We start from the raw sequence: 24,882 nt of genomic DNA on the forward strand, positions 1-24,882 counted from the left end.
TCGTTCGCACGTGCGCGTGCAGCGCCCGCTGGTGCTCAGGCGGGGTGACGGCCGAGGCGGAATTCGAGCGAGCTGTCCTCGCCGAACGCGCTCGTCTGCACGACCGACAAACCCTGCGCGCCCAACGCGCTCAACCACGTCTGATAGGCGCCTTCGAGAAATGCCGGCGTCCAGGCGAGCGCCGATTCGCCGAAGGCGGGCAGCGGCGCGCAATAGTGAATGATGCGCAGCGACTCCGCCTCATCGGCGAGCGCGACGTAACCCCAATCCATCTGATGCCAGTAAGAATTCAACACCTGCTCGAGCTCGGCCGTCGATGCGCAGGCGGGCAGCGGATACGCGAGCGCGAAACGGCTGCCGACGCGATGCATCAGCTGGCGCAGCTCGTCGTGTCCGATTTGCGCTTCGAACTCGCTCGCCAGCGCGCTCAGCATGCCGCGCCATTGCGGCGAGATTTGGCGTTCCAGCAGATAGTTGAGGATTGGGACCATGTTTTCCGGAAGTGGTCGCGGCCCGTTGCACATCGCGAACGTGACACCCATTGAGCATTGGAGTCGTTCGGCAATCGGGCGCCGATTACGTCATTTCTACCGGGTTGTCTAGGGTTCCCGGCACACATCGTGAGAAGTCTACTTAAGAGACCGGCTTTTAGCCACTTCCATTGCTCAGCTTATACGTTAATAAACACGCATCGAGACACATGAATTGCGTAATTTTTGCTGCTTAAAAGAAATTGAAAGGTTAATCTTTGCCTGGCGCGCGAAAACGCTTGCGGAACCATAGGTGTATTAGCCGGCAATCCGGCCTGCTTTGAGCTTTAGTCTTTTAATCATGCATTCGGCGGATAGTGAGTCGCGCGAAAGATCGGCGCGGCGTCGTTCGATTCAAATAATTTGCAATGCTCAATCCACTCACTATTCTGCTGGTCACGATTCTGGCGGACGCAATGGCGAAGGCCGTGCGGTGTGAACTACTGGATCGCCGCCAACGCGCTCGCGGCCGTGGCCCGCTTATGTGGGGCTGCTGTTCGTGCTGGTCGGCATGGTCTACTGGACCTTCGTCGCGCCGAACTTCAATGCGCGCGTCGCGCTGGTGTCCGCCCATCACGCGAGCCTCTATGGGGTGCTCGGGCTGCTGATGCTGACCGGAACTCGGCCAACCGGCCGCGCTACAGCTTCTACTTTCTCGCGACAGCGGCGCTGCTGCTGTGCCTCGGCCACACGATGCGCGGCGCCATGTACGGCTCGCGCAGATGATGGCGCGCGCCGACCGTGCGTTGTACGCGGCGAAAGCTGCGGGGCGCGATCGGGTGATGGCGGCGTAGCGCGGCCCGGCCGGTGGCCGGATCGCCGGATCGCACAGTGGGAAGCAGCGCGACTTTCAAGCACGCAGGCGCCGAATTTATACGTCGTGTTACGTTAGCCATAAATGTTTATCGAACGTTTGCCGATAACTATTGGCGGAGTGACCGGAAACCCTGATCAGCTATCTATGTCTGCCATCCCGACGCAGCACCTCCCCGAGCCAAGCATGCGTGAGCGCTTTCACCGGCGCTCGCTCGACCATCAGCGGCCGCTTTCCCTCGTGACGATGGGCTTCACGGTGGTTGCGTTCCTGTGCATGGTAACGGCGCGCGAACTGGTCGGCGCACCGGCCGGGCCGCTCGCGTACCGGCTGCTGTGCGCGCTCCTGCTCGCGCTGCTGGTGCTGGCGATCCCGCGCGCGAAGTCGACGGCGCTGTTCGGCGCGATCGGCGTCGCGTACGAACTGGTGCTGATCGCCGGGCTCGTGCTGAACGCGAAGGGCCTCGCGTATCCGTTGCCGTGGCTATTGCCCGCATTCGTGGTGATACCGATCTGCGCGGCGCCGCTATGGCTCACGCCCGCGCATTTCGTCACCGGCAGCGTGGTGTTCTACGCGGCGGCCATCGCGCTGCTGCGCGGCAAAGCTCATGCGCCCGAGGTCGAGGCGGCCGTGTGGACGTGGGGCATCGCGATCGGCGCGCCGACGGCGGCGGTATTCCATTTCGGCTTCTACCGTTTCCGGCGCAATCACTTTCTGCTCGAGAGCCAGCTCGCGCAACTCGCGGCGACCGATCCGCTGACGGGCCTGCAAAATCGTCGCTCGTTCGTCAAGCACGCGGAGGGACGCCTCGAGACGCTGGCGCCAGGGGCGCAGATCAGCGCGATCTTTCTCGACATCGACAGCTTCAAGTCGCTCAACGACCGCTTCGGTCATGCGGTCGGCGACCATGCGCTGTTCCAGGTCGCGCAGGTGCTGAAGGACGCGGTTGCGCTCTACCCAAGCGTGAGCCGCATCGGCGGCGAGGAATTCGCGCTGCTGCTCGACGACGATCTCACCGGCGCGCTGCAGCTCGCCGAGCGGCTGCGCCTCGACATCGCCGCGATCGAACGGCCGGACGGCCATCTGACCGCGAGCTTCGGCGTCGCCGAGCATCGGCGCGGCGAAAGCTTCATGATGCTGCTCGATCGCGCGGACGAAGCCTTGCTGCGCGCGAAGCAGACGGGGCGCAACCGTGTCTGCGCGGAGCGCGCGCTGCCGTTCGACGCGCTGCAGTCACCGTTCGGCGACCCGAGCGCCGACGCGGCGCGTTACCGCTGGGAAGACTTCTATCTGATCTCGCACTTTCAGCCGCTCTACAGCCTGTCGCATCAGAAGCAGGTCGGCTTCGAGGCGCTGCTGCGCGGAGAGCATGGCGACGGCACGCTGGTGCCGCCGGTCGTGATGTTCGCGCCGAAGCCGTCGAGCGACGAAGGCGCGCTCGACCGCGCGAGCCACGCGGTGCATCTCGGCAACGCGCGTCGCGCGCTGCCCGGCGACGCGTGGCTGTTCCTGAACATCCTGCCGTCCACCTTCGTCGCCGAAGGCTACGCCGACCAGTTGACGAAGATCGTGCGCGTCGCGGGGCTCGAACCCGAGCGCGTGATTCTGGAGATTCTCGAATCGCATGGCGGCAGCGTCGACGAGATGTCGCGCGCGGCGGCGCGCTATCGCCAGCACGGCTTCCTGATCGCAGTCGACGACTTCGGCGCGGGCCAGTCGAATCTCGACCGGCTGCTGCGGATCCGGCCGGACCTCGTCAAGCTCGACGGCGAGCTGATTCGCGCGACCACGTACGGCACGCAGCAGCCGATCCTGCCGAAACTCGTGTCGCTGCTGCACCAGGCGGGGATGCTGGTGGTCGTCGAAGGCGTCGAGACGGCCGACGAGCTGATTCTCGCGGTCGAGTCGAATGTCGATTTCGCGCAGGGCTATCTGCTAGGGCGGCCCGCGGCAGAAATCGCGCCGCCCGAGTCGGTGCATCGCCAGATCGACGATGCGTTCGACGTGATCGCGCAGGGCCGTGCGCATCAGCATGCGTTGTTCGAATCGGAAATGGAGCCGTACCGGCTCGAACTGCGGCGCGCGGCCGACGGCTTGCGCGCCGGCGCCATGATGGACGACGCGTTCGCGCTGCTCGCCACCTTCAAGCGTTGCATCAGCTGTTTCATCCTCGACGACACCGGCCGCCAGATCGGTCACGAGGTGCGTGGGCCGGCGTGGTGCGAGGACGCGGCGTCGCTGCAGCCGGTCGCGAATCCGCGCGATGCGCGCTGGGATCATCGGCCGTACTTCCGCAATGCGGTGCTGCTGCCCGGCGAGGCGGTCACCAGTAATCCTTATCTGTCGCTCGCGAGCGGGCGGCCGTGCATCGCAGTGACACTTGCCGTGCAGCTGGCGAGCGGGCGCTGTGTGATGGGGGTCGAGCTGGATTGGTCGGCGCGAGGCTTGCCTTGGCCGGCGGGCGAGTAGGGGAAGTGAAAGGCTTTCGCTTCAATACCCGCCTTTGACCTGCGGCGCGCTCGCCGCCAGCTCCTTGTACGACGCGGCGAGGTCCGCGGCCGCGCGGCTCAGCAAGCCGGTGTCCGTGCCGACCGCGACGAAGGTCGCGCCCGCCGCCAGATATCCGGCCGCCAGCGCGGGATCAGGGGCGAGCACGCCCGCTGCCTTGCCAGCGGTGCGCACGGTATCGATGCCGTGGCGAATCGCGTCGCGCACGCGCGCGTCGCCCGGCTTGCCGAGCAATCCCATCGATGCGCTCAGATCCGACGGCCCGAAAAACACGCCATCGACGCCATCCACATGCGCGATCTCCACGAGATTGTCGAGGCTCTGCACGGTCTCCGCCTGCACGATCACGCACAGTTCGTCGGCGGCGGTGTCCAGATAGTCGGGCACGCGATTCCAGCGCGACGCACGCGCGAGCGCGCTGCCGACGCCGCGAATGCCTTGTGGCGGATAACGCGTGGCCGCGACCGCATCGAGCGCTTGCGCGGCCGTGTCGATCATTGGCAGCAGCAGCGTTTGCGCGCCGATGTCGAGCAACTGCTTGATCAGCGCGGCGTCGCTGCGTACCGGCCGCACGACCGGATGCGACGGATACGCGGCGACCGCCTGCAATTGCGACAGCGTGCTGCGTACGTCGTTCGGTGCGTGCTCGTTGTCGATCAGCAGCCAGTCGAAGCCGGCGGTGGCGAGCAGCTCGGTCACGTAGGCGTCGGCGAGCGCGGCCCACAGGCCGAACTGCGGTCTGCCTTCGGCGAGCGCGCGTTTGAAGGAGTTTTTCGGCAAGGACATATTGATGCGTTCAGATGAAATTCAAACCAATGCCGCCGAGCGGGCCATAGTCGATGTGGAACGTGTCGCCCGCGCGGGCGGGAATCGGGCTCGTGAACGAGCCGCTCAGGATCACATCGCCCGCATTCAATGATTCGTCGTGCGGAGCAATTTTGTTGGCGAGCCACGCGACGCCGATGGCCGGATGGTTGAGCACCGCCGCCGCGAGCCCGCTTTCCTCGACCGCGCCGTTCCTGTACAGCAACGCGCCGACCCAGCGCAGGTCGACGTCGAGCGGACGCACCGGCCGGCCGCCGAGCACGACGCCGGCGTTCGCGGCGAAGTCGGAGATCGTGTCATGGACCTTGCGCGGCGCGCGTGTTTCGCGATCGAACTGCTCGATGCGCGCGTCGATGATTTCGACGGCCGGGCTCACGTACGCGGTCGCGTCGAGCACATCGAACAGCGTGACGCCGGGGCCCTTCAGCGGTTTGTTCAGCACGAACGCGAGTTCCACTTCGACGCGCGGCGCGATGAAGCGATCCACGCGAATGTCCTGGCCGCTTTCGATGAACATGCTGTCGAGCAGGGGCGCGTAGTCCGGTTCGTCGATCTGCGACGAGCGCTGCATGGCGCGCGACGTCAGGCCGATCTTCCTGCCCTTGATTACGTGGCCTTCGGCGAGTTTCAGCTTGACCCACTCGCGTTGTATCGCGTAGCCGTCCAGTACGGTCATCTCTGGATACTGCGCGGAAAAATGGCGCAGCTGCGTGCGGGTCTTTTCCGCGTGATCGAGTTGCGCGGCGAGGTCGCGGATGGTTTGTTCGTCTAGCATGATGATGTCAGCCCTTGAGCCGCGCGTGCAGATTGTTGTGCTTCCAGGTGCCCGCTTCGCTGAACTCGTTGATTTCGAGCGACAACGCGAGCCCCTGCCGTTCGAACCCAGTGGCGAAGCGCTGCTTGATCAGCGCGAACAGTGCGTCGCCGGTCGCCTTCTTGACGGCCTCCGGGCGGCCCGCGCCGATCTTCAGATTCGCGTGCAGGAACGCGGCGTCGGGCCGCCCATCGGCGATGCAGTACTGGTCGCAGCGCAGCGCGCGCACGCGGATGCCGCCGAGCGGATAGACGCGCTCGCCGTTATCGCGCTGCGCGTCGAGGCACTGCGCGAGGTCTTTGCATAGATCGCCGAGGCGTTGCGCGTCCGCGAGGTTGGCGCTGTATTCGAGTGTCAAGTGAGGCATGGCGATCCCTTCGCGAGTGTCAGACGGGTAGCGGCGTGACCGGGAAGATCGCGTTGATCTGGCCGGTGCCCGAACTGCCGAAATAAGGCGTGACGACTTCGACCTTGCCGTCGTAACGATCCCAGCCGAGCGCACCGAGCAGCATCGCGGTATCGTGCATGCCGCCTTCGCCCCAACATTTCTCGTTGTAGAGCGGCAGCATGTCGCAGAAGGTCTTCCAGTCGCCGGCTTCCCACATGCGCACCACGCTGCGATCCATCTGTTCGAGGAACGGGCTCCAGACTTTGTGCATGAACTGCTCGGCGGTGCCGTTGTTCGCGAAGTGATGCGACAGCGAGCCGCTCGCGAGAATGGCCACGGTACCGTCGTAGCGTTCTTCGATGGCCTTGCGTACCGCGAGGCCGAAACGCGCGCTGGTTGCGAGGTCGTGCCACATGCACCAGCCCGCCACCGACACCGCCTTGAAGTGCTGATCGCCGTTCATATAGCGCATCGGCACCAGCGTGCCGTATTCGAGTTCGAGCGTGGTCTCGCTGTGCGCGCGGCTTTTCACGCCCATTTCGTTGGCGACGTCCGCGATCTGCTGACCAAGCCCGACATTGCCCGGATACGCGTACGGCATGTTCCTGATGAAATGCGGCAGCTCGTTGCTCGTGTACACGCCTTCGAACTTCGGCGCGCAATTGATGTGGTATTCGCTATTCACTAGCCAGTGCACGTCGAACACGACGATCGTATCGACGCCAAGTTCGCGGCAGCGTCGGCCGATTTCATGGTGTCCGTCGATCGCGGCCTGACGGCAACCCTTGTGCGGACCGTCGAGCTCGGATAAATACAACGACGGCACATGTGTAACTTTTGCTGCCAACGCGAGTTTGCCCATCGCGGTCTCCAGTGTCGAGCGGAGTTAGAGCGTCAGCTCTTACTCCGGTCCCATGCTTTAGCAATTTCGTTTGACGTCGCGATTAAATGCCCCAGCGCGGAATATGATGCGAGCCGAGCGACACGCAGACGTTCTTCGGTTCGAGGAACACTTCATAACTCCACGTCCCGCCTTCACGGCCCACACCCGACGCCTTCGTGCCGCCGAACGGCTGGCGCAGATCGCGCACGTTCTGGCTGTTCACGAAGCACATGCCGGCTTCGACGGCGGCCGCCACGCGCAACGCGCGGCCCGTGTTCTCGGTCCAGATATAGCTCGACAGACCATACGAAACATCGTTGGCGAGACGGATCGCCTCGGCTTCATCGTCGAACGGAATCAGGCACGCGACCGGTCCGAAGATCTCTTCCTGCGCGATGCGCATACGGTTGTCGACGTCGACGAACACGGTCGGCGTGACGAAATTGCCGTGACGCAAGGCGTCGGGCAACTCGGGCGTATCGAGCCCACCGCACGCAAGCGTGGCACCTTCCTTCGGGCCGAGCTCGATATAGCTGCGCACTTTGGCGAGATGCCCCTGGCTGATCATCGGGCCGACGATCGTGCTGTCCGCGAGCGGATCGCCCACCGTCAGGCGCTTCGCGCGCTCGACGAAGCGCTCGGCAAACCGCGCGTAAATGGAGCGCTGCACGAGAATGCGCGAGCCCGCGGTGCAGCGCTCGCCATTGTTCGAGAAGATCATGAACACCGCGGCATCGAGCGCGCGTTCGAAGTCGGCGTCGTCGAAGATCACGAACGGCGACTTGCCGCCAAGCTCCATCGAGAACTTCTTCAGGCCTGCGGTTTGCACGATGCGATTGCCGGTCGCGGTCGACCCGGTGAACGACACCGCGCGAACGTCGCGATGCGCGACGAGTGGCTCGCCCGCTTCCTTGCCATAGCCGTGCACGACGTTCAGCACGCCCGCCGGGATGCCCGCTTCGAGCGCGAGCTTGCCGAGCATCGAGGCGGTCAGCGGCGACAGCTCGCTCATCTTCAGCACAGCGGTGTTGCCGAACGCGAGGCAGGGCGCCACCTTCCAGGTGGCCGTCATGAACGGCACGTTCCACGGCGAGATCAGCGCGCACACGCCGACCGGATGAAACAGCGTGTAGTTCAGATGCGAGTCGGTCGGGTACGTGTGGCCGTCTACGCGCGTGCACATCTCGGCGAAATAGCTGAAGTTGTCGGCCGCGCGCGGCACCAGTTGCTTGCGCGTCTGCGAGATCGTCTGGCCGGTGTCCTTCGTTTCGGTCTCCGAGATTTCCGGCACGTGCTTCGTGATCAGCTCGCCGAGTCTGCGGATCAGCTTCGCGCGTTCCGCGGCGGGTTTCGCGGCCCAGGCGGGGAAGGTGCCTTTGGCCGCTTGCACGGCCGCATCGATCTCCTTCGCGCCGCCGCGTGCGACCTCGGCGAGCACTTCCTGGGTGGCCGGATTGACGGTTTCGAAATAGTCGCTCGAGGTGCACGCCTCGCCGTTGATCAGATGGTCGATCGGCATTGCCTTGTCCTTTCGCTGTTCGGTGGGTTTTTGCTGTCCATCAGGCGCGGCCGAAGTCCGCGTCCGAGGCGATCGTGTTGACGAGACGACCGAGGCCGTCGATTTCGCAGACGACTTCGTCGCCCGTGTTGACGTTGACGATGCCTTCGGGCGTGCCGGTCAGGATCACGTCGCCGGGCGCGAGCGTCATGAAGCCGCTCAGGTATTCGATCAGTGCGCGGATGCCCGTGACGAGATCGCGCGTATTGCCGCATTGCTGACGCGTGCCGTTGACGAACGTGCGCAGCTCGAGCTGAGTGACGTCGGCGATGTCGGCGGCGTCGACGAACCAGGGGCCGAGCACCGTGCCGCCGTCGCGATTCTTCACGCGCAGATTCGGGCGATAGTAGTTTTCGAGGTAGTCGCGAATCGCGTAGTCGTTCGCGATCATGTAGCCCGCCACGTGCTGCATGGCGTCTTCACGCGCGACGTTTTGCGCGGTTCGCCCGATCACGACCGCGAGCTCGCACTCGTAGTGCATGAACGTGACGTCGGCGGGGCGACGCGTGACGCCGCGATGGCCGAGCACCGTGCCGGGTCCCTTCAGAAACACCAGCGGTTCTTCCTGTTTGCTGAACTGCAATTCCTTCGCGTGCTCGGCGTAGTTCAGGCCGAGCGCGAAGATCGTGCCGACTTCGATCGGCGCAAGCCAGACCACTTCGTCCTCGCGACGCACGCGGCCGTCGGCGAGGCGGACACCCTGCTCGTGCGGATACGCTTCGTGAATCGCTCCCGCATAGGCGACGCGGCCGCGCATCATGACGGTTCTCGGTTGTGTTGATCCATGCCGATGAACGATATGGTCAAGGGCGGCAGCGTGCCGATCGACAGCGTGGCCGTATCGCCGACGTGCGCGACCGGCGAGCCGTGCCGGACGCCGAGCGTGAGCACGTCGCCCGCGTTCAGCGTCATGAAATCGGTGAGGTCGGCGAGCAATTGCGCGATGTTGCGCACCGACGTTGCGGTGCTTGCCGTGAACGGTTCGGCGCGGTTCAGCGAGACGGCGATGTCGAGCCGATCCGGCGCGGCGACGTGGCGCGCGGCGACGAGCGCCGGTCCGATCACGCAGAAGCCGTCGCATGCGCGCAGTCGCACGTTCGGGCGATACACGTTGGTATGCGGCACGCTCAGATCGCCGACCAGCGTATAGCCGGCGATGTAGTCCGCCGCGCGCTCGACGCCGACGCGCGTCGCGGTACGGCCAATCACGATGCCGAGTGACGCGCCGACCTCGACGCCGAGCGTGTTATCCGGCACGACCACGCGCGCCCGATGCCCGGCCAGCGTGTTGCGCGGCTTCAGATACAGAATCGGCGCTTTCGGCGGTGCCTTGTACGGTGCCGCATGCACTGCGTTGCCCAGCGCGTTCAAGGCGGCGCGATCGTTCAGCAGGGCGCCGTACACGGCGCCGCTGACCGGCGCGCGACACGCAACGCCGCGTGCCAGCAACGCGGCCGCGGTGTGCGCGTCCACGTCGCGAGGCAGCGCGTCGCCTTCGGGATGCAGCAGATGATCGGCAAGGGCAAACATAAATGCGCAGCCTCGTGGCGAAAGTTTGGCGAAAACACTAAGATGTTAGTAGTATCCCGCTTGAAATCATCGACGGTCAATAGGCTGCCGGTTGATCGCGGGTTTTCCCGTAAGTTTCGACAGCTGTTTTTTTCTGATTCCTTGCCACCATGTCCGCTGCGTCCACCCGAGTTTTGCACCGCAATTTGCCGATGCTGTTGTTACGCGCCCGCGAAAAAATGATGGAGCGTTTTCGTCCGTTGATCACCGCGCATGGACTCACCGAGCAGCAATGGCGCGTGATTCGCGCGCTCAACGAGCACGGCCCGATGGAGCCGCGCCACATCTCCGACATCTGCACGATTTCGAGCCCGAGCATGGCCGGCGTGCTCGCGCGCATGGAGAGCATGGAACTCGTGACGAAAGAACGTTTCGCGGAGGATCAGCGGCGTGTGCTCGTGTCGCTGACCGATACGAGCGTCGAACTGGTGCGCGTGATTTCGAAGGATCTCGAGGCGCACTATCGCGAGCTCGAGCGCAAGGTGGGACCGGAGATCGTCGAGCGCGTGTATCGCGCGCTCGACGATCTGTTGGCGGGGTTGTCGGAAGAGGATGAGTGACCGACGTTTCGCGGCAGGTTTGGGGCTATCTATTCTCTCAGGAGACGCTTCACTTCATCGAGAAATGAGGCGGTCGTGTGGCCCCACGGTTCGGGATCAACGTAGAGGCCATAGATTTCCTCAAAGTATCCGTCCAGGTTGGCGGAATGGTCGCTTTCAAAACGATCGATTTCATCCACGACTAACTTATGAAGGGTCTTGTCGCTCTCTTTTTTGAAGCACGTGACAATTTCCTGTACGTCGTTGCCCCATAAATCGAAATCTTCATTGAAATAACCATGAATCAGAAAATCCAGATTCGGGTAAGGTGATTCGTCTTTCACAGTAAGCTCATGGCATCAGGTAGGCGGTCAGGACGTAGTATGGCATGCCGTTATATTCCTTCCGGATCAAGAACATGTGAACCTTGCTCAGATTCACCATCTCCCCCGTCTTGCGAATGACCCCGTACCCTACCTGCCTACCTGCATCGCCCGTCAGTTCCAGTCGTATGGAACCGGTATGAGATTGCGCCCACGTCGTTATCCGGGCCGCGTTGTCCTGCATGACCTTGGAAATCGCCCACTCTGCCGTTTGTAGATCAGTGAACGATGAAACAACCCGGCGCTTTGGTTCGCGCGCCAGTCGCTCACGCAACTGTGCTTCAGTCCGCGCCACATGCTTTTCGAATGTATGCCCGCCAAAGCGGCTGCCAGGCTTTGCTTCATGCTGCATCAGCCTGAACCGGCCCATCGTGATCTCGGACGCCCGTACTGCCTTGATCGATCCGGCCACGCCCACCGAGACTGCTAGATCAAGAAAGAGGCCGATGTTGTTCGCCGCGTCAGGACCCGCCCTCATTGTCTCGGCCAGCTTCGTCGTGCCCAGCTGTGTCAGCGTGGCCGTATCCCGGGCCGTCCAGATTTGACGCAAACCCGCCGACGCCGTATCAGACCCATGTGCGCCGAACACAATACACCCGGCCTTGCTCGCCATGGTCGGTTCCGGCATGACACACAATGCCCCAGCACCGACCATTTCCAGCAAACCGCCGACGAGTTGCAACCCGCCCCATAGCCGGTTAGAAAGCATTTCGGTCTGACTGATCGACTGGCGGGTCAGCACCGCCGCCAGTTGCGGGGCGCTCAGCACGACGCGAACGCCGTCTGGTTCATGCAACTCGGACATGCAAGAATCCTCTGTATTCCTGTGGAGATTCCACGCTAACGGCGGGATTCACGTCCGTCTATGGGCGATGGATGATTCTGACAGAAGCCGTTGGTTCTCCTTGAGTGTGGCGAGTGCGCCGGGCATGTTTTGAAGCCGCCGACCTACCAGCCGTAAAATCGCTGCCATTCGACGCTGCTGCCGTCCGGCGCAACCGCGTGATACTCGGGGAACTGCGCGCCGGTCGCACAAGCGTGGTTCGGCAGGACGCGCAGTTTCATACCGATCGGAAAGCGCTGCGCGATGTCGTCGGTCTGTGCATCGGCTCGCGCATCGGCTGGAACCGCCGCAAGAATCCCATGCTCCTGATTGGCGCCGCTCACGAGATAGTCCGGCAGCAACGTGCCATTGAGCAAACACGGCTGCCCATAGCCGAAATCGTGCGACTGCCGCGACGTACCGCGATCACGGCTTAACGCCATCCAGCCCGCGTCGAGAATCGCCCAGCCTTTGTCTTCCTGATGACCGATCACGGTCGTGAGTACGCTAAGCGCGATGTCGTCGAGCGTGCAAACGCCCACGTTGTGCATGACCAGATCGAACAGCACGTAGACGCCGGCCCGCACCTCGGTGACGCCTTCGAGATGCCGCGCGGCGAGCGCGGTCGGCGTCGAACCGACGCTGACGGCCGGACACGCGATGCCCGCCTCGCGCAACCGTTCGGCGGCGCGCACGCAGCCCGCGCGCTCCTGCTCCGCGAGCGCGGCGAGCGCCTCAGGCGTATTCAACTCGTAGCTCGAACCCGCATGGGTCATCACGCCGCCGACCTTCACGCCGTTCTCGTGCAGGATCCGCCCGACGTCGAGCAGCGTCTGCTGTTCGGGCTGGATGCCCGAGCGATGTCCGTCCGTATCGACCTCGATCCAGACCTCGAACGTTTCGCCGTGCTGGTCGCCGAACGCGGCGATCGCCGTGGCGGCGGTCGGATTGTCGACCACGAGCTTCAGTTCGCAGCCCTGGCGGCGCAGCGCGAGCGCGCGCGGCAGCTTCGACGGAACCATGCTGACGGCGTACAGGATGTCGTCGACGCCGGCCGCGAAGAACGCTTCCGCTTCCTTCAGCGTCGACACCGTTATGCCGCGCGCGCCGGCGGCGATCTGCGCGCGCACGACGTCGATGCACTTGGTGGTCTTCACGTGCGGCCGGAACGCGACGCCGAGCGCATTCATCCGCCCCTGCATCCGCGCGATGTTCTTCTGCATCCGCGCGACGTCGATCAGCGCGGCCGGGGTTTCGATCTGTTCGAGTTTCATGTTTGCACCTGAGGAGCAGGGTGAGGTTGGAGATTCAGTGACGACGATCGCGGCCAAAGCCTGCGAGCCACGGCACCAGCCCATCGAGCGATGCCGCTTCGACCTCGGGCGCCTGCGCTCCCGTGACGAGCGGCAGGCCGACGTGGTTGTGCCAGTAGGTCCGCAAGCCGACGGCCGCGGTGCCGAACATGTCATAGCTCGAGCCGGCGACGAACGCGGCGCGGCGCGGCTCGACGCCGAGCTTGTCGAGCGCGAGGCGGTACGGTTGCGGGTCCGGCTTGTAGACGCCGGCTTCCTCGGCGGTCACGATCGCGTCCCAGCGCACGGGCAAGATCGCGGCCGCCTGCGAGCCGAGCCGCGTCGAGCAATTGGTGACGACCGCGAGCTTGCAGTGCGGCGCGAGCGCGCGCAACGCACCGAGCGCGCCGGGCCACGGCGTCAGGTTCAGCCAGTTCGCCTGGAGCGCGTTCGCGGCCGATTCGGACAAACCGACTTGCGCGGCGGCCTCGCGCACCAGTTGTTCGTAGGGAACGTAGCGGCCGCAGCCGTATGTCAGACGCAGATAGGCGGCACGCCATGCGCGGCCCGCTTCGTCGGAGCCTGCCGCACGGTTCCATGAGGTCCACGAGTCGAGCAGGGCGGTTAGCAGGTCGAACAGGACCGCGTCGGGGTAGGCGGGGGTGTCGGTGGAATGGGCGGCGGCAGTCATGATTGCATGGGGCCGGCTGTTGAGGATGAGTCAATTATAGGTTTTCGATAGTACTTCAGCGTTCAGATAGGTTGACTGTTAGATTCAGATGGACTGAATCACCGCCGCCACGGCGGCAACGGCCTGAAGCGGTCTTGCAGATACTGCATGAAATGGCGCGTGCGCGCGGGCAGTCCCGCCCGCTGATGCGTGAGCGCGATCACGTTCGCGTCCGGCGCTTTCCAGCCCGGCAGCAGACGCACGAGTTTGCCCTTCGCAAGATCCTCGGCGACGTCCCATTCGGAGCGCAGAATCACGCCGCGTCCCTCGCAGGCCCATTGGCGGATCACGTCACCGTCGTTGCAACTCAGATGCGCGGACACGCGCACGCCGCGGCGCGCGCGGCCCTTGCTGAACTGCCACAGTGACACGTCCTCATTGTTTTCGCGCAGCACGATGCACGGTAGCCGGCTCAACGCATCCGGCGATTCGGGCTGGCCGATTCGCCTGACGAGCGCGGGCGCCGCGCAGACGAAGCGCGCGTTCGGCGCGATCGTATAGCCGACCAGGTTCGACGGCGGCAGCTCGCCGATATGCACGACGATATCGAAGCGATCGAGCGTTTCGGTCAAGGGCCGGTCGGACAGCGTCAGCGCGACGTCGATGTCGGGGTTCTGCTGCTGGAACTCGCCGATCAGCGGCGCCAGATGGCGTCGTCCGAAACCGAGCGGCGCATTGATCTTCAGCGTGCCGACGAGGCCGCCGCGGCGCGTTTGCAGATCGTCGAACAACGCGTCGAACTGCTCGATAAGTTCGGCGCCGCGCTCGCACAGCAGCAGGCCTTCGTCGGTGAATTGCAGGCGGCGCGCGCTGCGGTTCACGAGCTGCATGCCGAGCTTCTTTTCGAGTTGCTGCAGGCGCTGCGTGACCGCCGACGGCGACAGCGCGAGTCGGCGCGCGGCGGCGATCAGGCTGCCGCTCGCGCGCAGCGTGAGCAGGAAGCGAATATCGGCCGAATCGTTCATGGGTGCGAGGTGGGTGCAATGGCGGGAGCGGGGAATCTCGCAGCATAATGCGTCCGGATCGATCGCAGGGTAAAGTGGCGCTTCCAGTCTATTGATCCAATCATTGGAAGAGAAGTCCCATGCCGTTGCCTCATGAGTCGTCCGCGTACGACGCCACGCCCAATACTCCGCTGAAACAGGCGGTTTTTCTGCACACGGGCTGGCGCAGCGCGGGCACGTGGGTGTGGTCGCGGCTGCGCGAACACGAGCGCGCGGCCGGTTTTTACGAGCCGCTCAGCAATGTGCTCGCCGATCTCAAACCCGCCGACGTGCCCGCCTCGCGGCCGACCTTGACCTCGGGGCACCCGCCGCTCGCCGCACCATACTTCGACGAATACCGCCCGTTTCTGCGCGAAGATGCGCGCGGCGTGGCGGGTTACGACCGGCGCTTCAGCATCGATCGCTTTACGCGCGATCCCGATGCGACATTCCCGTCACTGCAGGCCTATCTGCGCGCGCTGAGCGAGCACACGATCGAGCAGGGCCGCGTGCCCGTCTTCAAGTTTTGCCGCACGGGCGGTCGTCTGCCGTGGCTGAAGCGCGCGTTTGCCGAGGCGCTGCACGTGGGCGTGCTGCGCAATCCCGCATCGCAGTTCGCATCGGGTTGGATGCTGCGGCAGCAGTGGAGCAATGCATTCTTTGTCGCCGCGCCGTTTCGCGTGCTCGGTCTGAATCAGATGGACCCGCTGGTGCGCGAAGCGATCGGCGTGTGCGGCGTACGCCTGCCGCCGCTACCGTCGATGCCCGATGACGCGTATGCCGTCGCCTGCGAGCAATTCGCGCGCACGGTGGACAGCGACAACGCGTATCGCGCGTTCATTGCGTTGTGGATCCTCTGCGCGCTGCGCATGGGCGAGGGCGTCGATTTGCTGATCGATATGGAGCGGCTCGGCGAGTCGCGCGACTACGCGGCCGCATTGCGCGCCGCGTTCGACGCGCAATGCGGCTTGTCGCCCGACTTCACGAGCGCGCGCGATCTGGTCGAGGAAACGCGCCGCGGCGCGGCGCGTATGACGGGCATCGACGGCGGCGCGTTGCGCGCCGTGCATTCCGCCGCGCTTAAATTCCTGAAGGCGCAGGCGGGCATCGACGCGGCCTTCGTCGAGGTGGTGCGCCAGAAGATGGTGCTGGCCAACGAGTTGACCGAAACATGGCGCTAGCCGTGCGAGGCCAGCGCCGCGCGGCGCGTTCCCGTGGCTAGCCCGCCGCCGATACCGCCGCGCGCAGCCCGAGCAGATAGCTGTCCACGCCGAAGCCGCAACTCTGTCCTTTGACCAGAGCGGCACGCCCGCCTCGGCCGCGAGCGACGGGTCGACGATCGCCGACAGCGTGCACGCGTCGCTTTGCTGCGCGACCGCCAGATGGGCGCGGCCGATGTACCCCGCGCCGGCGACGGCGATCCGGGCGCAGTTCGTGAGCGGGTTCCCTGAAAGACCTGATCAAGACGCGTTAAAGGGCAAGCGGGCTCAAGCAGCGGCCTTTTTCGCATCGGCCATGCTCTGCGCGCGCATTGCGTCGTAGCTGAGCTTGTCGAGCGGCACGACGTTCTTTGCGCCGAGGTCGCCAAGCCGCACACGGAAGTTCTCACGCGCGCTCCATGCGGCGATTGCGCAGACGATCGTGATGGCGAACGTGATCGCGCCGATCGTCAGGGGCACGTTGTGCGATCCCGGCGGCGCGACGTAAGCGAACAGCGCCGGCAGCAGCGCGGTGATCGTCGTGCCGATGTTCTGGCCGATCGCCATCGCGGAGACGCGCGAACGGGTCGGGAACAGTTCCGGATAGAAGCTCGGGAAGATCGCGTTGTAGCCTTGATAGATGACGCCCCACATCAGGATCGACACGACCATCGCAAGCGGCACGTTTTGGATGCTGATCGCGTACAGATACGCGAAAGACAGCAGTCCTGCGCCGAGCGAGCCGACGATGATCGGCAGACGCCGCCCGATCCGGTCGGACAGATTGCCCACGTACGGAATCACCAGCACCGCGACGATGTTGCCGATCACCGGAATCCACAGATACAGGCTCTTCGAAAAGCCGATGCCGTACGACGGCTGCACCGCGTACGCCGCGCCGAAGATCGTCGCGACGACCGGGATCACGTTCATCAGCGAGCACAGCACGACGCGCAGCATGTCGTCCCAGTTGTACTTGAATGCTTCGACGATCGGCGAGCGCGGCACGCCGCCGCTCGCGTCCTCCTTCTCGAACGCGGGCGTTTCCTCGACTTCGCGGCGGATGATGTACCCGGCGATCAGCACGACCGCGCTGAGCAGGAACGGAATGCGCCAGCCCCACGCATTGAACGAGGCGTCGTTCATGAAATAGGCGAGCGGCAGGAAGACCGCGGCGGCCAGAATCTGGCCGGCCTGCACGCCTTGCAGCGTGAAGCTCGCGTAAAAGCCGCGTCGCCCGAATGGCGCGTGTTCGAGGATCATCGAACTGGCGCCCGAGATTTCACCAGCGACCGCGAAACCCTGGATCAGTCGCAGCACGACGAGCAGCACCGGCGCGAGAAAGCCGACGTGCTGATAGGTCGGCAGCAGACCCACCGCCATCGTCGACAGACCCATCAGGAACATGCAGACGAGCAGTACGTTCTTGCGCCCGTGTGTATCGCCCCAGTGCCCGAGCACGACCGCGCCGATCGGCCGCGCGACGTAGCCGACGCCGTAGGTTGCGAGCGATGCGACGATCGCGATCTTGGGATTACCGGAAGGGAAGAACAGCTGAGGAAAGATCAGGGCGGCGGCCTGCGCATAGATGAAGAAATCGTAGTACTCGAGTGCCGAGCCGATCCAGCCGCTGGCGGTAGCCTTGCGCGCCTGCGAGCTATGCCCGCTGCTTGCCGATGCGTTCGTTTGCATGACGCCTCCTGAATGGGAAATGTTTTTGTCAGCTTCTACGGCTGAATCATTGGCGCCCTTAAACGGGCGCCGCGCAAGCCAGGATTTTCCTGGTCTCGTTGGCGCGGTGCGGCACAACGGGATGGATCGACGTGTGTCACGAGCTGCCGCGGCGCACTCCGGGTTAACCACGGCCTGAGTGCGCCGGGCATTGCATTCAAACCGGCTTCAAACGACTGCCCCTTGCCCCACTGTTTCGCGGCCGCGACGACCGCTTCGGGGTCTGGCGCCTGAGCGGGCCGCATGGCGAAAGGAGCGTGAAGGTGACGGGCACGGTCGCGTCGAATCTGAGCGACATCGTCGTGCAGCGGGCGAAGGAGGGATACGGGAGTGTGGGCGGCGACGGCCGAGCGCTTGTCGTCGTCGGCGCGGATTCAGGTGTGCATCGAGTTTCTCCGGGAGCAGCTGACGCACGGACCGTGTGCACTGGCGACGCGCGGCGCGGGCGGACTCTGAGCGGCGCCTGCCTGGATCCGGTGCTCACACGCTTGCGCTTTTACACGCTCGAAGCCGTATGCTCTTCCGCCTCGTCCAGCTCGCTACGCTGAACCGTCGTGACGGAGTCGGGAATGACCGCGGTGGCCGTGACGGGCCGCGGATCTTCGATGCTGTAACGCAGGCGCCAGCCTTCGCGATAGAAACGCAGTTGCCGGTATCGCATCAGATAGGCAAGTCCGACGAGCGCGGCGCCGAAGCCCGATGCAGCGCCGACGCCGAGCGCCCAGCGCGGCCCGAAACGGTCGGCGACCCAGCCGACCACCGGCGCGCCGAGCGGTGTGCCGCCGAGCGCGATCGCGAGCAGGATCGCGATCACGCGGCCGCGCATGGCCGGTTCGGTGGTCAGTTGCACGAGGCTATTGGTCGAGGTGGTGAAGGTCTGCGTCGACACGCCGATCGCGATCAGCACGATGCCGAACAGCACGTAGTTCGGCATCAGCGCAGCTGCCGTGCAGCCGACGCCGAACATCGCGCCGGCGCCGAGCAGCAGCCCCATGGTGGGCCGCGCGCGGCGCGCAGCGAGCAGAGCGCCGGTGACCGAGCCAATCGCCATCGTCGAGCTGAGCACGCCGTACTCGCCCGCGCCCGCACGGAACGCGGTGACGGACATCGTCGAGATGAAGATCGGGAAGTTCAGGCCGAAGGTGCCGATCAGGAACAGCATGAGGAGCGCCGCCTTCAGATCGGGGCGTGTCCAGACATATTTGAAGCCTTCGACGAAGCTGCCGCGCGAGCGCACATTGCGCGGCTTGATATGTAACTGGTCCAGCCGCAGCATGCGCAGTGCACCGAGCACGGCGACGAACGAAAGCGCGTTGATCAGAAACACCCAGCCACTGCCCACCGACGCGATCAACAGACCCGCGACCGCTGGCCCGAGCATGCGCGCGGCGTTGAACGACGTGGAGTTCAGCGCGACGGCATTCGCGAGATCGCGTTCGCCGACGAGGTCGGATACGAAGGTTTGGCGTGCGGGGGAATCGAACGCGGTCACGCAGCCGAGCAGGCCCGCGAATACGTAGACCTGCCATAGCTGCACGAGCCCCGTGACCGTGAGCAGACCGAGCGCGAGCGCCAGCGTACCCATTGCCGCCTGGGTCGCGAACAGCAGCTTGCGGCGGTTGAAGTGATCGGCCGCGTAGCCGGTGAGCGGCAGCAACAGCATCTGCGGTCCGAACTGCAGCGACATCACGATGCCCACCGCCGTCGCGTTGTGATGCGTAAGCTCGGTGAGCACGAGCCAGTCCTGCGCCGTGCGCTGCATCCATGTGCCGATGTTCGAGACGATCGCGCCGCTCGCCCAGACACGATAGTTGAATATGCGCAGCGAACGGAACGTGGTGCTCACGGCAGGGGTTTCCTCAACGCGGGGTGGGCCGCATGCGGGTAGCGGACCGCTTCAATTCAGGCTTTAAGCACGCGAACGTTCGAGCAGATCGAGCACTTCCCGCGTCGTGCCGGTTTCGCCGAGGCGCGGGAAGATGCGCGTGATGCTGTTGGTGTGCGCGTCGGCGTTCAGATCGGTCATCGCGTCGACGACGAGCGCGACGTTCAGGCCCGCCTCGCTCGCGAAGCGCGCGGTCGATTCGACGCCGATGCTGGTCGCGATACCGACGAGCACCACTTGCGTGACGCCTTGCTGTTGCAGATACGCGGCCAGGTCCGTGTTCGTGAAGGCGCCCCACGTGCGCTTCGTGACCAGATGGTCCGACGGCTGCTGCTTCAGTTCGGGCAGAAGGTCGGCGAAGCCGGGCGGGAAGTCGGCGGAGTGGCGACCCTGGTCGGTGCGGCCCGGTGCGCCGGCGGTGACGTTCACGAGCACGACGGGCAGGCCGTGGCGGCGGAACGCGTCGAGCAGCGTAACCGAGCGTTCGACGATTTCGCTGGCCGGATGGGGGGCGGTGGGCAGCGCGACGATGCCGCGCTGCAGGTCGACGACGACCAGTGCGGTTTTGGCGTCGAGAGTAGTGAGTGCCATGGAGTGCTCCTGCGAGTGCCGAGACGCGTGTGCGCGAATCGCGAGTTACAAATCGACGAGGCGTTTCAGCAGATCGACGCCCGTCGCGAGTTGTTGCTGTTCGGCTGCCGTGAAACGCGTTTGAATCGTGCGGTACAGCCAGTCTTCGCGTGCCGCGCGGCTTGCCTTGACCTTCTTGCGAAAGGAGGGTGTCAGCGACAGAACCGTCTGCCGTCCATCGTTAGGATCGGGCGTGCCGCTGACGAGCCCCGCGGCTTTCAGTACCGCGAGCGTTTCTCCCATCGACTGCGGCCGCATGCCGTGCGCACGCGCGAGCGAGGTGACGGTGGCCGGGCCTTCGCGTTCCAGCAAGTTCAGCACCTGCACCTGCGACGGCGTGAAGTCGCCGACATGCGACTCTTCGCGCAGACGCCGGCGCAGCTTGCCCGCCAGCACGCGCAGATCTTCGGCGAGCGTATGAAGTTCTTCCGGCGTAACTGCGGGAGGGGATTGGGTCATGCGGTGAACTCGTGCGATGACATGATGTGAAGGTTTCCTGATAAGGTTACCTTCGTATCTCGCCCGGGTCAAGTTTTGAGGTGGTGGGAGCCGTACGCCGAAACGTCGCCACGATGGCCTCAGCGCGCCCGCATGCGCCGGTTGAAAAAGCGCCATACCGCTCCGCCGACGAGCATCGCACCGCCGAGCGCGAGGCCCAGCAACACCAGCGAACTCAGATGCTCGCGCACCACCGGCACGTTGCCGAACAGATAGCCGCCAGCGACCAGCGAGACCACCCACAGCGCCGCGCCCGCGGTGACGAACGTGACGAAGCGCGAGAACGTCATGCGCGACACGCCCGCGGCGAACGGCGCGAACGTGCGCACCACGGCGATGAACGGCGACAGCAGGAAGGTCAGGCGGCCGCGCGTCTCGCTGAACACGTGGGCGCGGCGCAGCGCATCGCGATTGAGCCAGTAGTAGTTGCGGGTATAGACTTTGTCGCCGACCGCATGGCCGATCGCGTACCCGACGCTGCTGCCGGCCACCGTCGCGACCAACAGCACGGGCGCGATGATCCACACGTTCAACGCGCCGGTGGCCGCGAGCGCGCCGCAGATGAAGATCAGCGGATCGCCGGGCAGAAAGAACAGCGGCAGAAAACCGTATTCGACGAACACGACGACAAACAGCAGTGCGTAGATTGCCGTGCCGAACTGCACGATCAGCGCGCTCAGGTGCTGGTCGAGGTGCAGCGCGATCTGCAGCACGTTCATCAGGTTCATCTTGGCGTGGCCCCGGGTGGCGTTCGGATGTGATGAGTGTAGTCCCGCGAGCGTGCGTGCAGGGCGCTTGCGCGAGTTTATGCCATATGCCGCTTGTCGATGTTGCGGTGCCGATGTCAAACTCGGGCGGTCTTCATCGGACGCAACGCCATGTCGCACGATTCCGCCATCACCTTCCGATTTGCCGCTTTGCACGATGCCGAAACGATTCGTGCCATCGAATTCGAAGCGGGCCTGCGTTTCGTCAGCGTCGGCATGACCGGGATTGCCGACGCGCCGCCTATGGCGCGCGAGGTCGTCGAGCGCAAGATCAAAGCGCGCGAGATCATCGTCGCGCTCGACCAGCAGACGATCTGCGCGGGCTTCGTGATGTTCGAGCCGCAGCCGACGCGCATCTACGTTCAGGAACTCGATGTGCTGAGCTCGCACGCGGGCAGGCGCATCGGCGCGGCATTGATCGAAGAGGTCGCGCGAATCGCGCGCGCGCGACAATTGACACAGCTGGTGCTGTCGACGTATCGCGACGTGCCGTGGAATGCGCCGTATTACCGGCGGCTCGGGTTTCGCGATCTCGACCCGTCTGAGCTCGACGCGGCGTTGCTCGCTCGGCGCGACGCGCATATCGCGCGCGGACTCGATGAATCGAAACGGGTGTTTATGCGGCGCGAGCTTGTCTAGCGCACAAAAAGCGGCGGGCGTGACTGGAATTCAGTCACGCCCGCTGCTTTGTCATTTCATACAGCGGACATGAGCCCGCTGTCGCTACCGATTACACCGTTTCGAGCGCCGGATAATCGGTGTAGCCGACTTCGCCGCGCGCATAGTACGTCGCCGGGACCGGCTTGTTCAGCGGCGCATCTTCAGCGAAGCGGCGCACCAGATCCGGATTCGCGATGTACAGCTGACCCCAGGCCACCGCATCCGCTTCACCGGAGTCGAGCACCTGCTGCGCGCTTTCCCTGGTGAACTTCTCGTTCGCGATATACGGGCCGCCGAACGCTTCCTTCAACTGCGGGCCGAGGCGGTCGTCGCCGAGCGCTTCACGTGCCGCGATAAACGCGATCTTGCGCTTGCCGAGTTCGCGCGCGACATAGCCGAACGTTGCGGCCGGATCGGAATCGCCCATCGTGTGCGCGTCGCGGCGCGGCGCGAGATGCACGCCGACGCGGTTTGCGCCCCACACGCTGATGCACGCGTCGGTGACTTCGAGCAGCAGACGCGCGCGGTTTTCGATCGGGCCGCCGTAGGCATCGGTACGCTTGTTGGTGCTGTCCTGCAGGAACTGGTCGAGCAGATAGCCGTTCGCGCCGTGCACTTCGACGCCATCGAAGCCCGCGGCCTTGGCGTTTTCCGCGCCCTTGCGGAACGCTTCGACGACACCAGCGATTTCATCGAGTTCGAGCGCGCGCGGCGTCACGAACGGACGCTCGGGACGCACGAGGCTCACGTGACCACCCGCCGCGAGCGCGCTCGGCGCGACCGGCAGCTCGCCGTTCAGGAACACCGGATCCGAAATACGGCCGACGTGCCAGAGCTGCAGGAAGATCTTGCCGCCCGCGTCGTGCACGGCCCGCGTGACGAGCTTCCAGCCTTCGACCTGCACCTGCGACCAGATGCCCGGCGTCTCGGCGTAGCCGACGCCTTGCGGCGTGACCGATGTCGCTTCGCTGAGGATCAGACCGGCGCTCGCGCGCTCGGCGTAGTAGCGCGCCATCAACGCGTTCGGCACGCGGATTTCCTCGGCGCGCTGACGCGTGAGCGGCGCCATGATGATGCGGTTCGGCAGCGTGATATCGCCAATTTGCAGCGGATCGAAAAGAGTCGGCATAAAAGTTCACCTTTGGCGGCGGGCAAGGCCCGAGCCTCAAAAAACTGCGTGAAAAAAGAAGCGCGGCGATGCGAATGCGGCGCTCAGAGCTTCGCGTTCATGTATTCGAGGAACGCCTGAATGACGGGCTCGTTGCGTTTGAAAAACACCCATTGACCAACCCGTTTCGACGTGACGAGCCCCGCGCGCTGCAACGCGGCCAGGTGCGCCGACACGGTGGACTGCGACAGGCCACAGCGCGAGTCGATCTTGCCCGCGCACACGCCGTGGTCGAGCGGCAACTCCTGATCGGCAAAATGCGCGTACGGCTCACGCAGCCAGCCGAGAATCTCCCGGCGGACCGGGTTGGCCAGCGCTTTGTGGATCGCGTCGAAATCGGGCGTCATGTGGATGGTTTTCAGGTGATTCGGCAACCGGCACGCCGCATGGCGTGCGCGACATGCATCGCTACAGAACGAATCATATATCGGAACTTAACGATATGGGTGAAAACACTACTGGGGATGGGGCGATAGGTATCGACATACAAAAAGTCCGCATTTTTGGAGCAACGCTCCAAACTGAACCGCCCCGGATTTGGTGGAGGCTCCAACTTTTGAGAAAAATGGTATGGGCGCCTCCGCCTTGGGGAAATGGTAGGAATTTCGCAGGTAACCAAGGTCGACTTTCACGGGCCTATGGCATGGGCATGCTCATGGTGCAAGATTATGTGGATGTTCAAAGGCAAACCGGAGAGGCCGGGATGAAGTTGACGCCAGTTGGAATCGATATTGCAAAGACGGTCTTCCAGGTGCACTACGTGGACGAGGACACGGGCGAGATCGTGAGCAAACCAATCAAACGTGCGGCGTTACTCGAACATTTTGCGAACCGGTTGCCTTGCCTTATCGGCATGGGAAGCGTGCGGTGGTGCGCACCACTGGGCGCGGACACTGGTGAAGATGGGCCATCAAGTCAAGTTGATGCCAGGAGAATTCGTGAAGGCATTCAACATCCGAAACAAGAACGACGCAGCGGACGCCCGGGCGATCTCGCTTGCTGTGCAGCAGCCTAGGGCCTGTTCACGCTAATAACGGGCTTGCGCTGGCCGCCAGAAGGGCCGATCGCCGCGTCATGCTCCTTGCGAATACGTCGAGTATTCGCTGCGTCGCAATCCTTGCGCTCGGCCCTTCTGGCGGCCAGCGCAAGCCCGTTATTAGCGTGAACAGGCCCTAGCTTTCTTCCTGTGTTTCGATTGGCTGACGCACATAGTAGATATCCCATTCTCCTTCGTCAGTCTGTACAAATCCGTACCGCTGGTAGAAGCGGTTTGAATCACTGCCGCGTAGAGCACCGAGGCGGATTGGCATGCGTTGCGCGTCGGCGTTCGCGAAGACGTCCCGCAAGACGGCTGCGCCGATTCCTTTCCCTTGGTGCGCCGGCAGAATGTAAAGGTGGTCCAGTAGCCAGTAGTCTGCCTGTGGGCGGATGAGGATAAAGCCCGACCGAACGCCATCGACCTCTATGAATCGACACCGCGCAGGGTCGAATGACGCGAGGAAGCGCTCGCGGGCACGCTGCGGGTCGAAACGACCGATGCGCTCCAGACTCTCGCGCATCGCGGCGATACGAATGGCGACCAGCGTGTCGGCGTCGGACTCGGTTGTATCGGAAAAGGCGATGTTCATTGGGAACGGCTTCCGGTCAAAGGATTCGCGAGGCTTACTTCTTGTGCGAATACTATCGCGCCGAATCGATTGTCACC

At 64.2% G+C, this 24,882-nt stretch carries 25 protein-coding genes and 4 pseudogenes; 6 read left to right on the forward strand and 23 right to left on the reverse strand.

The annotated features are described in order from the left end of the window. Window positions 1-35: 35 nt before the first annotated feature. Window positions 36-491 (reverse strand): cellulose biosynthesis protein BcsD, encoded by a 456-nt coding sequence (bcsD, locus tag F6X40_RS21415; protein ID WP_090806351.1) that lies wholly within the window; start codon window positions 489-491, stop codon window positions 36-38. A gap of 1,000 nt (window positions 492-1,491) precedes the next feature. On the opposite strand from bcsD, the gene F6X40_RS21420 reads away from it, so the two are divergent. Next, the gene (locus F6X40_RS21420) at window positions 1,492-3,813 is read left to right on the forward strand and encodes a bifunctional diguanylate cyclase/phosphodiesterase (RefSeq protein ID WP_187629129.1); all 2,322 of its coding nucleotides are present in this window, start codon (window positions 1,492-1,494) and stop codon (window positions 3,811-3,813) included. Window positions 3,814-3,834: 21 nt separating this feature from the next. Here the strand turns inward: F6X40_RS21420 and hpaI are convergent, their stop codons facing one another. The 7 genes from hpaI to F6X40_RS21455 form a co-directional block, all read right to left on the reverse strand. Then, the gene (hpaI, locus tag F6X40_RS21425) at window positions 3,835-4,638 is read right to left on the reverse strand and encodes a 4-hydroxy-2-oxoheptanedioate aldolase (protein WP_187629130.1); all 804 of its coding nucleotides are present in this window, start codon (window positions 4,636-4,638) and stop codon (window positions 3,835-3,837) included. A gap of 10 nt (window positions 4,639-4,648) precedes the next feature. Then, window positions 4,649-5,452 (reverse strand): 2-oxo-hept-4-ene-1,7-dioate hydratase, encoded by an 804-nt coding sequence (gene hpaH / locus F6X40_RS21430; protein WP_187629131.1) that lies wholly within the window; start codon window positions 5,450-5,452, stop codon window positions 4,649-4,651. Between the two features lie 7 nt (window positions 5,453-5,459). Beyond that, window positions 5,460-5,858, reverse strand: a complete 399-nt coding sequence (locus tag F6X40_RS21435) for a 5-carboxymethyl-2-hydroxymuconate Delta-isomerase (RefSeq protein ID WP_187629132.1) — start codon at window positions 5,856-5,858, stop codon at window positions 5,460-5,462. A gap of 19 nt (window positions 5,859-5,877) precedes the next feature. Further along, a complete protein-coding gene (gene hpaD / locus F6X40_RS21440; RefSeq protein ID WP_187629133.1) occupies window positions 5,878-6,741 on the reverse strand; it encodes a 3,4-dihydroxyphenylacetate 2,3-dioxygenase in 864 nt (287 codons plus the stop codon). An 82-nt stretch (window positions 6,742-6,823) separates the two neighbouring features. Next, window positions 6,824-8,281, reverse strand: a complete 1,458-nt coding sequence (hpaE, locus tag F6X40_RS21445; protein WP_187629134.1) for a 5-carboxymethyl-2-hydroxymuconate semialdehyde dehydrogenase — start codon at window positions 8,279-8,281, stop codon at window positions 6,824-6,826. Between the two features lie 40 nt (window positions 8,282-8,321). Then, a complete protein-coding gene (locus F6X40_RS21450) occupies window positions 8,322-9,080 on the reverse strand; it encodes a fumarylacetoacetate hydrolase family protein (RefSeq protein WP_090806337.1) in 759 nt (252 codons plus the stop codon). Beyond that, complete coding sequence (locus tag F6X40_RS21455; protein WP_187629135.1) at window positions 9,077-9,850, reverse strand: fumarylacetoacetate hydrolase family protein; 774 nt, start codon at window positions 9,848-9,850, stop codon at window positions 9,077-9,079. The genes F6X40_RS21450 and F6X40_RS21455 overlap by 4 nt, the downstream gene beginning before the upstream one ends. A gap of 191 nt (window positions 9,851-10,041) precedes the next feature. Between F6X40_RS21455 and hpaR the strand changes: the two genes are divergently transcribed. Continuing rightward, a complete protein-coding gene (gene hpaR, locus F6X40_RS21460) occupies window positions 10,042-10,449 on the forward strand; it encodes a homoprotocatechuate degradation operon regulator HpaR (protein ID WP_187629136.1) in 408 nt (135 codons plus the stop codon). A gap of 29 nt (window positions 10,450-10,478) precedes the next feature. On the opposite strand, the gene F6X40_RS21465 is transcribed toward hpaR, so the two are convergent. From F6X40_RS21465 to F6X40_RS21485, 5 genes are all read right to left on the reverse strand, one after another. Next, window positions 10,479-10,772, reverse strand: coding sequence for a contact-dependent growth inhibition system immunity protein (locus F6X40_RS21465; RefSeq protein ID WP_184071466.1), 294 nt, complete (start codon window positions 10,770-10,772; stop codon window positions 10,479-10,481). A gap of 7 nt (window positions 10,773-10,779) precedes the next feature. Continuing rightward, window positions 10,780-11,616, reverse strand: a complete 837-nt coding sequence (locus F6X40_RS21470; RefSeq protein WP_187629137.1) for an RNase A-like domain-containing protein — start codon at window positions 11,614-11,616, stop codon at window positions 10,780-10,782. 143 nt (window positions 11,617-11,759) lie between these two features. Beyond that, complete coding sequence (locus tag F6X40_RS21475) at window positions 11,760-12,908, reverse strand: DSD1 family PLP-dependent enzyme (RefSeq protein ID WP_187629138.1); 1,149 nt, start codon at window positions 12,906-12,908, stop codon at window positions 11,760-11,762. Between the two features lie 34 nt (window positions 12,909-12,942). Beyond that, window positions 12,943-13,617 carry an HAD-IA family hydrolase gene (locus F6X40_RS21480; protein ID WP_187629139.1) on the reverse strand — a complete coding sequence of 225 codons (675 nt, stop codon included), beginning with the start codon at window positions 13,615-13,617 and terminating at the stop codon, window positions 12,943-12,945. 98 nt (window positions 13,618-13,715) lie between these two features. Next, window positions 13,716-14,621: a LysR substrate-binding domain-containing protein gene (locus tag F6X40_RS21485; protein WP_187629140.1), complete on the reverse strand. Its 906-nt coding sequence runs from the start codon at window positions 14,619-14,621 to the stop codon at window positions 13,716-13,718. A 119-nt stretch (window positions 14,622-14,740) separates the two neighbouring features. Between F6X40_RS21485 and F6X40_RS21490 the strand changes: the two genes are divergently transcribed. Beyond that, on the forward strand, window positions 14,741-15,820 hold the full coding sequence (locus tag F6X40_RS21490) for a hypothetical protein (protein ID WP_187629141.1): 1,080 nt from the start codon (window positions 14,741-14,743) through the stop codon (window positions 15,818-15,820). Between the two features lie 37 nt (window positions 15,821-15,857). Here F6X40_RS21490 and F6X40_RS42415 read toward each other — a convergent pair. The 3 genes and pseudogenes from F6X40_RS42415 to F6X40_RS21495 all read right to left on the reverse strand — a co-directional run. After that, window positions 15,858-15,944: pseudogene (locus F6X40_RS42415) on the reverse strand (3-dehydroquinate dehydratase); the annotation flags it as partial. Beyond that, window positions 15,935-16,060 (reverse strand): annotated as a pseudogene (locus F6X40_RS43250) (gfo/Idh/MocA family oxidoreductase); the annotation flags it as partial. The pseudogenes F6X40_RS43250 and F6X40_RS42415, both read right to left, overlap by 10 nt. 66 nt (window positions 16,061-16,126) lie before the next feature. Next, the gene (locus tag F6X40_RS21495; protein WP_187629142.1) at window positions 16,127-17,530 is read right to left on the reverse strand and encodes an MFS transporter; all 1,404 of its coding nucleotides are present in this window, start codon (window positions 17,528-17,530) and stop codon (window positions 16,127-16,129) included. A 230-nt stretch (window positions 17,531-17,760) separates the two neighbouring features. Between F6X40_RS21495 and F6X40_RS42420 the strand changes: the two are divergent. After that, a pseudogene (locus tag F6X40_RS42420) lies at window positions 17,761-18,025 on the forward strand (LysR family transcriptional regulator); the annotation flags it as partial. 40 nt (window positions 18,026-18,065) lie between these two features. Here F6X40_RS42420 and F6X40_RS21500 read toward each other — a convergent pair. The 4 genes from F6X40_RS21500 to F6X40_RS21515 all read right to left on the reverse strand — a co-directional run bounded on the left by F6X40_RS21500 (window position 18,066) and on the right by F6X40_RS21515 (window position 21,310). Continuing rightward, window positions 18,066-19,415: an MFS transporter gene (locus F6X40_RS21500; protein ID WP_187629143.1), complete on the reverse strand. Its 1,350-nt coding sequence runs from the start codon at window positions 19,413-19,415 to the stop codon at window positions 18,066-18,068. A 63-nt stretch (window positions 19,416-19,478) separates the two neighbouring features. Beyond that, entirely contained in the window at window positions 19,479-20,045 is a 567-nt protein-coding gene (locus F6X40_RS21505) for an isochorismatase family protein (protein ID WP_187629144.1), read from the reverse strand. A gap of 45 nt (window positions 20,046-20,090) precedes the next feature. Further along, on the reverse strand, window positions 20,091-20,543 hold the full coding sequence (locus F6X40_RS21510) for a MarR family winged helix-turn-helix transcriptional regulator (RefSeq protein WP_184065162.1): 453 nt from the start codon (window positions 20,541-20,543) through the stop codon (window positions 20,091-20,093). A gap of 119 nt (window positions 20,544-20,662) precedes the next feature. Continuing rightward, window positions 20,663-21,310 (reverse strand): VTT domain-containing protein, encoded by a 648-nt coding sequence (locus tag F6X40_RS21515; RefSeq protein WP_187629145.1) that lies wholly within the window; start codon window positions 21,308-21,310, stop codon window positions 20,663-20,665. A gap of 150 nt (window positions 21,311-21,460) precedes the next feature. Here F6X40_RS21515 and F6X40_RS21520 point away from each other — a divergent pair, with 150 nt between their 5' ends. Continuing rightward, the gene (locus F6X40_RS21520; protein ID WP_187629146.1) at window positions 21,461-21,988 is read left to right on the forward strand and encodes a GNAT family N-acetyltransferase; all 528 of its coding nucleotides are present in this window, start codon (window positions 21,461-21,463) and stop codon (window positions 21,986-21,988) included. A gap of 91 nt (window positions 21,989-22,079) precedes the next feature. On the opposite strand, the gene F6X40_RS21525 is transcribed toward F6X40_RS21520, so the two are convergent. Both F6X40_RS21525 and F6X40_RS21530 read right to left on the reverse strand, forming a co-directional pair. Further along, on the reverse strand, window positions 22,080-23,138 hold the full coding sequence (locus F6X40_RS21525; RefSeq protein WP_187629147.1) for an alkene reductase: 1,059 nt from the start codon (window positions 23,136-23,138) through the stop codon (window positions 22,080-22,082). A gap of 83 nt (window positions 23,139-23,221) precedes the next feature. Further along, window positions 23,222-23,524 carry an ArsR/SmtB family transcription factor gene (locus F6X40_RS21530; RefSeq protein ID WP_184036555.1) on the reverse strand — a complete coding sequence of 101 codons (303 nt, stop codon included), beginning with the start codon at window positions 23,522-23,524 and terminating at the stop codon, window positions 23,222-23,224. 356 nt (window positions 23,525-23,880) lie between these two features. Between F6X40_RS21530 and F6X40_RS21535 the strand changes: the two are divergent. Continuing rightward, a pseudogene (locus tag F6X40_RS21535) lies at window positions 23,881-24,190 on the forward strand (transposase); the annotation flags it as partial. A 159-nt stretch (window positions 24,191-24,349) separates the two neighbouring features. On the opposite strand, the gene F6X40_RS21540 reads toward F6X40_RS21535, so the two are convergent. Then, window positions 24,350-24,805 (reverse strand): GNAT family N-acetyltransferase, encoded by a 456-nt coding sequence (locus tag F6X40_RS21540; RefSeq protein WP_187619949.1) that lies wholly within the window; start codon window positions 24,803-24,805, stop codon window positions 24,350-24,352. Window positions 24,806-24,882 lie beyond the last annotated feature (77 nt).

Source organism: Paraburkholderia sp. UCT31, assembly GCF_014397655.1.
Taxonomy (GTDB): Bacteria; Pseudomonadota; Gammaproteobacteria; order Burkholderiales; family Burkholderiaceae; genus Paraburkholderia; species Paraburkholderia tuberum.